We start from the raw sequence: 4,335 nt of genomic DNA on the forward strand, positions 1-4,335 counted from the left end.
ATTTGTGCTGTTTAAATAGTGCGAGTTCATGCTCGTATTTTTGATTGAGAATAGAAAGATGTTGAACTTTAGAATCTAATTGCTGATTGGTGACTTCAAGATGTTGAACTCTGGCATCTAATTGCTGATTTGATTGTTCCAGTTGTTGTTTAGATTGTGCTAGAGACTGATGCTGCATTGCCAACTGTCTGGTGAATTCCAGCAGTTGTTCATGGGTCAGTTGGCTTAAGTCAGGCAGCGTATTCATGACCGCAGTATGCCTGAGGTCATGAAGAGAATGAAATAGAACGTTTGGAGGATGGCAGAATGGTCGAGCTTGGTTTAGAGCATATTCACCACTTGCTGCAATCCAATTCTCTGCCAGGGCAAACCTTGGATTAATGCCTGTAACTGTTCCGGGCTGAGGGCCACGGTTTCACCTTGGTGAACTTGAGCCCAGTGAAATTTACCCTGTTCCAAACGCCGGGCACACAGCCAGATGCCCAGTCCATCATGTACCAACACTTTCATACGATGACCACGTTTATTACAGAACAGGTAGGCGCAATGCGGTTTGATGTAGCCAAAGGCTCTCACCACCTGAGCCATGGCAGTATCCATTCCTGCACGCATATCCATGGGCTGAGTAGACAACCAGATTTCATCGATACGGATCATGTTGCCAGCACCTTGGGTAATTCTGCCAAGGCAGGTATTTCTGATACTTGCCATTTCAAGCCAATTTCTGCTTTTGAGTGGGGTAAAGTAATTTGAACTTTTAACATGTCAGTAGGAGTAGGATCTAATGGTGCAGAGCAAGATAAGGCAATAAATGCAGGTTTATTCGGTAGTGGTGAGCGATCACTCCCTGGCTTAGCATCAATTAAGCGAATCCATTTGGATACAAGATTTGTATTCAATCCATGTTGCAAAGCGACTGAAGCAATTGAAACGTCCGGTGCTTTACAAGCCTGAACGATCTGCTGTTTAAATTCAGCACTGTATGTTCTTCGTTTTTTCGCAAGAGATGCGATGGATGTCTGATGATTTGTAGTCATAAATTTAAGTCCCCACTTGTTTCTAAGTGGGGACTAAATTAAGGCTTATAGGATGAATTCAGAAGGTGTGTTCAGCGGACGCTTACGAACTTACGGCAACACGTGTATCGTTTGCATGCGCAGTACTCATAAGCAAGGCAGAACTTGCGATAACGCTACCCAATAAAATACGATTAAGTTTCATGCGGATGCTCCAAATATTGATTAATATGTTTTGTAATGAAGATATAGAAACAGATGGCAAAGATCGTGAAGGGCAATGAGGTAAATCTGCAAAGTTTGGTAAAGACTTTGTAATTGCACTGCTAAATTTCTTCATATTGATTATGGTCGTTTTTTTGAACTGATATATGAAGAAAAATTAATCCTATAAAAAAGCATCAAACCTGTGTTGATGCTTTTTTGCTGCTCTATGCCTATCGTTCAAGATTAACGACGGTTGCGTTTTTTCTTCCATTTACGTTCTTGATAGCGGTCATATTCTTTATCTTTCGAGATTTTATTGCCGAGTGCTGCACCACCTGCTGCACCTAAAGCTGAACCAATATAACCCCCATTGGTACCGCCCATATTTTTACCTACGGTATAACCCGCACCACCACCCAAAGCACCACCAATTGCAGATTCAGTACGATGACGCTTATCACTCGCCACGGCTGCACCACCAGCACCGCCTAAGGCAGCGCCTAGTGTTGCACCCGTAGTACCACCCATATTTTTGCCAATAGCTGTACCTGCAACACTGCCTAAAGCACTGGCTGCGGCAACGCGCGTAGTATTGTCTGCATAAACGTTGGCACTGAGCATTGAAGCTGTGGCTAAAGCTGCTGTCATTAACATTGCATTAAGTTTCATGTTGAACTCCATGTCCATTTACAGGACTTATTTATGATCAATTTTGATGGGCTCAATTTAACAAAGCGCCGCTTTTAAAATGTGGAGAGTGCAGACGAGATTGGTGTTCTTTGGTGTGGGCTTTGTATGAGTTTGATTAAAATTGCTAAAAAAATGTCCAAATGCGGATGCTAATTGCGGTACTTGGTGAGTTGTACATTCACCGCAATGCACAGCATCATCAAGCAGAAATACTGCTAGAACATCTGCAGATAGGCATTTCAAACATCGTACAGACTTAATAATGATGTTATTTGGGTGGTAGAATCGGTAAACTATGCGCAATTTTTTATTTCGCTGTGCTGCGTGTTGCATGTAACAGCCTTTGCATTGAGATTTTTTAAACAATGAAAGAATCGTTACGTTTACGATTAGATCAGCTTTCTGACCGCCATGAAGAATTGACTGCTTTGTTGGCAGATGTTGAAGTGATTTCAGATAACAAGCGTTTTCGTCAATTATCACGTGAACACAGTGATTTAGACGAAATTACGGCAGTGTGGTCACAATACACACAAGCCGAAGCCGATATTGAAACAGCCGAAGCAATGTTGTCTGATCCTGATTTTAAGGAAATGGCGCAAGAAGAAATTAAAGACAATAAAGCCCTAATTCAGCAACTTGAAGCTGACTTAAATATTTTAATGATTCCAAAAGACCCGAATGATGCTAACTCGGCTTATTTGGAGATTCGTGCAGGGACTGGGGGCGATGAAGCTGCGATTTTTTCGGGTGACTTATTCCGCATGTATAGCAAATATGCAGAGAGTCAGGGCTGGAGAATCGAAATTTTATCTGAAAATGAAGGTGAACACGGCGGATATAAAGAAGTCATTTGCTTGGTGAATGGCGAAGGCGTGTATGGTCGTTTGAAGTTTGAAAGTGGCGCACATCGTGTGCAACGTGTTCCAGCGACTGAGTCACAAGGTCGTGTGCATACATCAGCATGTACCGTTGCAATTTTACCTGAAGTAGATGTAGATACCACGGTAGATATTAACCCTGCCGATTTGCGTATCGATACCTATCGTGCTTCGGGTGCGGGTGGTCAGCACGTTAACAAAACCGACTCTGCAGTGCGTATAACCCACATTCCGACGGGTACTGTGGTGGAATGTCAGGAAGAACGTTCACAGCATAAAAACAAAGCGAAAGCGATGGCGTTGTTGGCATCACGTTTGGAAAATGCCAAACGTGCTGCAGCGGATGCAGCAACTTCAGAAATGCGTCGTGATTTGGTGGGTTCGGGTGACCGTTCTGAGCGTATTCGTACCTATAACTATCCGCAAGGACGTATGACAGATCATCGTATTAACCTGACTTTATATAAGTTGGATGCGGTGATGGAAGGTGATTTAACTGAACTACTAGATAGTCTGCATCGTGAATATCAGGCAGATCAGTTGGCGATGCTTGCTCAGCAAAACGGTGGTTAATGAATATTGCACAAGCCTTGGCGCTACGTGGTGAAGTCGATAGCTATGAGCGTCAAGAAAATATTTGGTTGTTAGAGCATTTTTTAGGACTCAGTGCGCTTGAATTAAAATATCGTGCAGATCAGGAATTGAGTGCCGCGCAAGAGCAGATGTATGTGCAGGCTTTGGCACGTATAGCAGCAGGCGAGCCTTTGGCGTATATCACAGGTTCACAGCCATTTTGGACACTGGATTTAAAAGTCACGCACGATACTTTGGTGCCACGTCCTGATACCGAGGTTTTGGTCGAAACTGTGTTGGCTTTGTCATTACAACGTGATGCTGTAATTGTCGATTTAGGCACAGGTACAGGGGCGATTGCTTTGGCTTTAGCATCTGAACGTCCAGATTGGCAGGTAACCGCAACCGATATTTACCTGCCAACGCTTGCAGTTGCTCAAGAAAATGCAAGCAAGCATGCTTTAAATCAGGTGCAATTTGCCTGTGGTGCATGGTTTGAGGCATTGGGTTCAGCAGCCGAGCCACGTTTTGATTTAATTGTATCTAATCCGCCGTATATAGATGCTAATGATGCACACATGTCTGCTTTGGCAGCCGAGCCTGAACGTGCATTGGTGGCAGCAGATCAGGGTTTGGCAGATATTCTGCAGATTATTTCGCAGGGTAAGCACTGGCTGAAAGCAAATGGATGGATTGCACTAGAGCATGGCTATGACCAAGCTTTAGCAGTGCAAGCGATTTTTGCAGAACACGGTTTTTCTGACATTCGTACAGTCAAAGATTATGCAGGCAATGATCGGGTGACTTTAGCACAATGGCTTGCTGGCTGATGTGTTATATCAGGCGGATTCAAGCGGCAAGTGCAACAGTATAAAAACCAGCCATAACTTCACTCGGTGTATACCAACCTAGTGTTTTTCTAGGACGATGGTTGAGTGCAAATTCTATCTGCTCTATTTGTTCGTTTG

General features: G+C 43.6%; 6 protein-coding genes and 1 pseudogene. 2 read left to right on the plus strand and 5 right to left on the minus strand.

The features are described 5' to 3' along the window. The 4 genes from ACEO2X_RS13400 to ACEO2X_RS13415 form a co-directional block, all read right to left on the minus strand. A partial coding sequence (locus ACEO2X_RS13400) for a DUF3287 domain-containing protein (RefSeq protein ID WP_031964745.1) occupies window positions 1–247 on the minus strand: 247 nt, incomplete at its 3' end. Window positions 248–321: 74 nt separating this feature from the next. Then, window positions 322–657, minus strand: a complete 336-nt coding sequence (gene tnpB / locus ACEO2X_RS13405; RefSeq protein WP_068523813.1) for an IS66 family insertion sequence element accessory protein TnpB — start codon at window positions 655–657, stop codon at window positions 322–324. Further along, window positions 654–1,037, minus strand: coding sequence for a transposase (locus tag ACEO2X_RS13410; RefSeq protein WP_371972139.1), 384 nt, complete (start codon window positions 1,035–1,037; stop codon window positions 654–656). Before ACEO2X_RS13410 ends, tnpB begins: the two co-directional genes overlap by 4 nt. 429 nt (window positions 1,038–1,466) lie before the next feature. Then, the gene (locus ACEO2X_RS13415) at window positions 1,467–1,892 is read right to left on the minus strand and encodes a glycine zipper 2TM domain-containing protein (RefSeq protein ID WP_004973189.1); all 426 of its coding nucleotides are present in this window, start codon (window positions 1,890–1,892) and stop codon (window positions 1,467–1,469) included. A gap of 386 nt (window positions 1,893–2,278) precedes the next feature. On the opposite strand from ACEO2X_RS13415, the gene prfA reads away from it, so the two are divergent. Both prfA and prmC read left to right on the plus strand, forming a co-directional pair. Next, window positions 2,279–3,367: a peptide chain release factor 1 gene (gene prfA, locus ACEO2X_RS13420; RefSeq protein WP_004973192.1), complete on the plus strand. Its 1,089-nt coding sequence runs from the start codon at window positions 2,279–2,281 to the stop codon at window positions 3,365–3,367. Next, window positions 3,367–4,197: a peptide chain release factor N(5)-glutamine methyltransferase gene (prmC, locus tag ACEO2X_RS13425; RefSeq protein ID WP_131260809.1), complete on the plus strand. Its 831-nt coding sequence runs from the start codon at window positions 3,367–3,369 to the stop codon at window positions 4,195–4,197. The genes prfA and prmC overlap by 1 nt, the downstream gene beginning before the upstream one ends. A 19-nt stretch (window positions 4,198–4,216) precedes the next feature. Here prmC and ACEO2X_RS13430 read toward each other — a convergent pair. Next, window positions 4,217–4,335 (minus strand): annotated as a pseudogene (locus ACEO2X_RS13430) (IS30 family transposase); the annotation flags it as partial.

The organism is Acinetobacter sp. AL9 (genome assembly GCF_041464035.1).
In the GTDB taxonomy this organism is placed as follows: Bacteria; Pseudomonadota; Gammaproteobacteria; order Pseudomonadales; family Moraxellaceae; genus Acinetobacter; species Acinetobacter towneri.